Raw genomic sequence first — 4,102 nt, 5'->3', positions numbered from 1 at the left:
CAGGCGCCGGGAGGATTCCTCCTATGGCTGATCCTCGGCGGTGTCGCGGCGGGGCTCGTCGGCATCCTGGTCGGCCTTCCCGCCCTGCGGCTGCGGGGGGTGAACCTGGCGGTCGTGACCCTCGGCTTCGCCGCAGCGGCCGACGTCACGCTGGTGCAGATCCAGTTCCCCGGCTCGGCGGACGGCACGGCCATCGAACGACCGGAGATGTTCTCGAACGACCGCGAATTCTTCTTCCTGTCCATCGTCGTGCTCGCGGTCTGCGCTCTCGGAGTGTTCTTCCTGCAGCGGGGCCGCTGGGGGTCGAGCTGGAAGGCCGTGGCATTCTCCGAACGGGGAACCGCCGCCTCGGGGCAGAGCGTGCAGGCGGCCAAGCTGACCGCCTTCGCCGTCTCCGCGGCCCTCGGCGGCATCTCGGGTGGGCTGCTGGCCGGTCAGGTGCAGCTGCCGTTCGCGTCGAGCTTCACTCCGCTGCAGTCCCTCGCGCTCTACGTGCTGGCGATCATGTCCGGCGCCCACCTGATCGACATGGCGATCTTCGGCGGGCTGCTCTGGGTGCTCGTTCCCGAGCTGCTCAAGCGCTGGGGTGTGCCGCAGGACTGGGCTTTCGTCGTCTTCGGCGTGCTGGGCGTGCAGGCTCTCACCAGCGGGACCAACCTCGGCCAGGGCATCCGCAACCTGCTCTACCGCCGCGCGGACCGGCGAACCGCGAACGCGCAGCTCACCGCCCTGCCGGCCGATGCCGGAGCCGATGCCTCGGCCGTCACGACGACGACAACGGCCACGGTCGACGATGCGGACCTGCGTGGTGCGCCCGTGCTCACCGTGGAGGGTCTCACCGTGCAGTTCGGCGCACTCAAGGCACTGGACGATGTGTCGTTCCAGGTGCCGGCCGCATCGATCATGGGACTGATCGGGCCCAACGGCGCAGGGAAGTCGACCTTCGTCGACGCGATCAGCGGCTTCCTGCCGAAGCACGGAGGACGTGTGCTGCTCGGCGACCGCGACCTGGCCGGCTTCTCCCCCACCCGTCGCGCGAGATTGGGGCTGCGGCGCACGTTCCAGCAGGATCGGGTCCCGCCCGAGCTCACGGTCGGCGCCTACGTGCGGTTCGTAGCCAGACGCCGGCTCGCGAAGGCCGACATCGACGAGGTGCTGGAGTTCTTCGGCTGCCCTCCCTCCCGCGCGCGCCTGTCGAGCGTCGACGTCGGCACCCGGAGGCTCGTGGAGGTCGCCGCGAACGTCGCCGCCCGACCCCGTCTGCTGATCCTCGACGAACCCGCTGCCGGCCTGTCGCACGAGGAGCACCTGGCGCTCGCGGCACGTCTGCGAGACCTGCCGGCGCGCTACGGCGTCGCGCTGATCATCATCGAGCACGACCTCGACCTCGTGCGCTCCGTGTGCCCCACTCTGACCGTGCTCGACTTCGGTCGGGTGCTGGCGAGCGGGCCGCAGGCCGAGGTGCTCGCGAACCCCGACGTGGTGAAGGCCTACATGGGAGAGACGGAGCTGCTGACATGAGCGAACTCGTGCTGGACGCCGTGACGGTGAGTCGCGGAGCCGGACCCGTCATCTCCGACGTCTCGCTGCGGGTCGCCGGCGGCGAGGTGCTGGCCCTGGTCGGCCCCAACGGTGCGGGGAAGACGAGTCTGATCGAATCCGTCTCCGGTGTGACCCCTCACTCCGCGGGGACGATCACCCTGGACGGCGAACCCATCGACCGGCTCTCCCGCGTCACCAGGGCGCGCCGCGGCATCGTCCACATCGAGCAGGGCCGTGCCGTCTTCCCGTCGCTGACCGTGCGGGAGAACCTCTCGCTCACAGCGCGCACCCTTTCGGAGTTCGACGCCGTCCTGGCGCAGTTCCCCGAACTCGAGAAACGCATCGACGCCCCCACCGCCCTGCTGTCGGGTGGGGAGCAGCAGATGGTCGTGCTGGCCAGGGCATTCGCCGCGAAACCCCGCATCCTGCTGATCGACGAGATGTCGCTCGGCCTCGCACCCGTCGTCTTCCTGAGGCTGATGCCGATCGTGCAGTCCATCGCCGAGTCCGGGGTCGGGGTGCTGCTGGTCGAGCAATTCACCCAGCTCGCTCTCGGGTTGGCCGAGGAAGCGGTGGTCGTCGCCGGCGGGCGCGTCTCGTTCCAGGGCACGGCGCAGGCGCTGCAGGAGGACCCCGCGTTGCTGCACCGGGCCTACCTCGGCGGCTGAGCACGTGTCGGGGGTCGAGCGACCGTCGGCGATCACCGGGACGTGGGGATTAGCCTGAGAGGATGACCCAGACCATCCACGCCCGCGCTGCCCTCCTCGACATGGACGGCACCCTCGTCGACTCGACCGCCGTGGTGGAGCGGCTGTGGCTGGCCTGGGCGGAGCCGCACGGGATCGCCCCCGAGACGGTGCTGAGTGTGGTGCACGGACGTCAGGGTCACCAGAGCATGGCGATCATGCTGCCCGAGCGCGATCACGCGATCAACCTCCGCGAGAACGAGGTCATGCTCGCGAACGAGGCGTCCGACGTGGAAGGCGTCATCATGATCCCCGGCGCCGACGGTCTGCTCGATGCTCTGCAGCCCTTCGCCCACGCGATCGTGACCTCCGCCAACGTCGCCTTGATGACCGCGCGGATGCGTCAGGCCGAGCTGACCGTGCCCGCCCTCGCCGTGACGGCCGAGAACGTGTCCGCGTCGAAGCCCGACCCTGAGGGCTTCCTCCTCGCTGCGCGCACGCTGGGCGTCGACCCCGCGGACTGCCTCGTGTTCGAGGACTCCGGCGCCGGGATCCAGGCCGCCCACGCCGCGGGCATGCGAGTGATCGGAGTCGGCCCGCACGCCGCCGCCCATGCCCCGACCGCGCACGTGGACGACCTCACGCAGGTGTCGATCGCCGCCGTCGACGACGGCTTCGAGCTCCGGATCGGCTGAGCGGTCCGGAGCTCACACCCGGTCGCCTAGGCGGCGGAGCGGTGCGCCACCGGTCGCCGTCGCAGCGCGGGCTCGAGCACAGCGGGCGGGTTGTACTGCTGATCGAGGCGTCCGACATCGGTGCCGGGCGGGACGATCGCGTCGATCCGGTCGAGCACCTCGTCCGTGAGCGCGATGTCCACTCCCGCAAGCAGGTCGTCCAGCTGCTCCATCGACCGCGGGCCGATCAGCGCGCTCGTGACATCGGGATGCGCGATCGCGAACGCCATCGCGAGGTGGGTCATCCGGATGCCGGTCTCCTCGGAGAGCGCGACGATCTGCTCCACGGCGTCGATCCGCCGCTCGTCCTGGTTGTGCCGGAACATGGTCGCGCGAGCGAGATCGGTCTGCTGTCCCCTCCGGAACCGTCCGGTCAGCATGCCGCCGGCGAGAGGACTCCAGACGAGGGCGCCCATGCCGTAGCGCTGCGCGACGGGCAGCACTTCCCGTTCGATGCCACGGTTCAGGATCGAGTAGGTCGGCTGCTCGGTGCGGAAGCGCTCGAGGCCCCGACGCTCGGAGGTCCACTGCGCCTCGACCTGCATCGAGGCGGGGAAGTCCGAGCTGCCGATCGCTCGCACCTTGCCGCTGCGGACCAGATCGGTCAGCGCGGAGAGCGTCTCCTCGAGGTCGACGGTGTCGTCAGGACGGTGCGCCTGGTACAGGTCGATGTAGTCGGTCCCCAGCCGACGGAGCGAGTCCTCGACGGCGCGCATGATCCATCGGCGGGAGTTGCCGCGCCTGTTCGGGTCGGTGCCCATCGGTCCGTTGAACTTCGTGGCCAGGACCACGTCGTCGCGACGGCCGGCGAGCGCCTTGCCGATGAGCTCTTCGGAGCCGCCCTGCGAGTATCGGTCGGCCGTGTCGATGATGTTGATGCCCGCATCGATGGCTCGATGCACGATGCGGATGGAGTCCCGCTCGTCGCCGTTCCCGATGCTGCCGTCCGTGCCGAGCATCATGGCCCCGAGGGCGAACGGGCTCACCTGGATCCCGGTCCTGCCGAGGGTGCGGTAGTGCATGTCGTGTTCCTTCCATCGATGGCGCTCTGCTGTCCGGTGCCCTATCGTTGACCGAAGTGGAACGCCTTTCCGGAAGCATACGGAACAGTGTTCCGTTTATGCAACCCCCCGGAGGATC

Annotated in this window: 4 protein-coding genes; 3 read left to right on the top strand and 1 reads right to left on the bottom strand. The window is 69.6% G+C overall.

Annotated features, from left to right (window positions below; genetic code table 11):
• The 3 genes from DSP71_RS11475 to DSP71_RS11465 all read left to right on the top strand — a co-directional run.
• On the top strand, positions 1-1,521 hold a 1,521-nt coding region (locus DSP71_RS11475), incomplete at its 5' end, for an ABC transporter permease subunit (RefSeq protein WP_258546388.1).
• Positions 1,518-2,210, top strand: a complete 693-nt coding sequence (locus DSP71_RS11470) for an ABC transporter ATP-binding protein (protein WP_113681150.1) — start codon at positions 1,518-1,520, stop codon at positions 2,208-2,210. The genes DSP71_RS11475 and DSP71_RS11470, both read left to right, overlap by 4 nt.
• A gap of 62 nt (positions 2,211-2,272) precedes the next feature.
• Complete coding sequence (locus DSP71_RS11465) at positions 2,273-2,923, top strand: HAD-IA family hydrolase (protein ID WP_113681149.1); 651 nt, start codon at positions 2,273-2,275, stop codon at positions 2,921-2,923.
• Between the two features lie 26 nt (positions 2,924-2,949).
• Here DSP71_RS11465 and DSP71_RS11460 read toward each other — a convergent pair whose 3' ends face one another.
• A complete protein-coding gene (locus DSP71_RS11460) occupies positions 2,950-3,984 on the bottom strand; it encodes an aldo/keto reductase (RefSeq protein WP_113681148.1) in 1,035 nt (344 codons plus the stop codon).
• Positions 3,985-4,102 lie beyond the last annotated feature (118 nt).

The organism is Microbacterium sp. H6 (assembly GCF_003314775.1).
Taxonomy (GTDB): Bacteria; Actinomycetota; Actinomycetes; order Actinomycetales; family Microbacteriaceae; genus Microbacterium; species Microbacterium oxydans.
This window is presented reverse-complemented; position numbering and strand designations above follow the sequence as displayed.

Bases quoted from the DNA above. Each gene is read 5' to 3' on its own strand.
- DSP71_RS11470 (WP_113681150.1), top strand. From the start codon at position 1,518: ATGAGCGAACTCGTGCTGGACGCCGTGACGGTGAGTCGCGGAGCCGGA.
- DSP71_RS11465 (WP_113681149.1), top strand. From the start codon at position 2,273: ATGACCCAGACCATCCACGCCCGCGCTGCCCTCCTCGACATGGACGGC.
- DSP71_RS11460 (WP_113681148.1), bottom strand. From the start codon at position 3,984: ATGCACTACCGCACCCTCGGCAGGACCGGGATCCAGGTGAGCCCGTTC.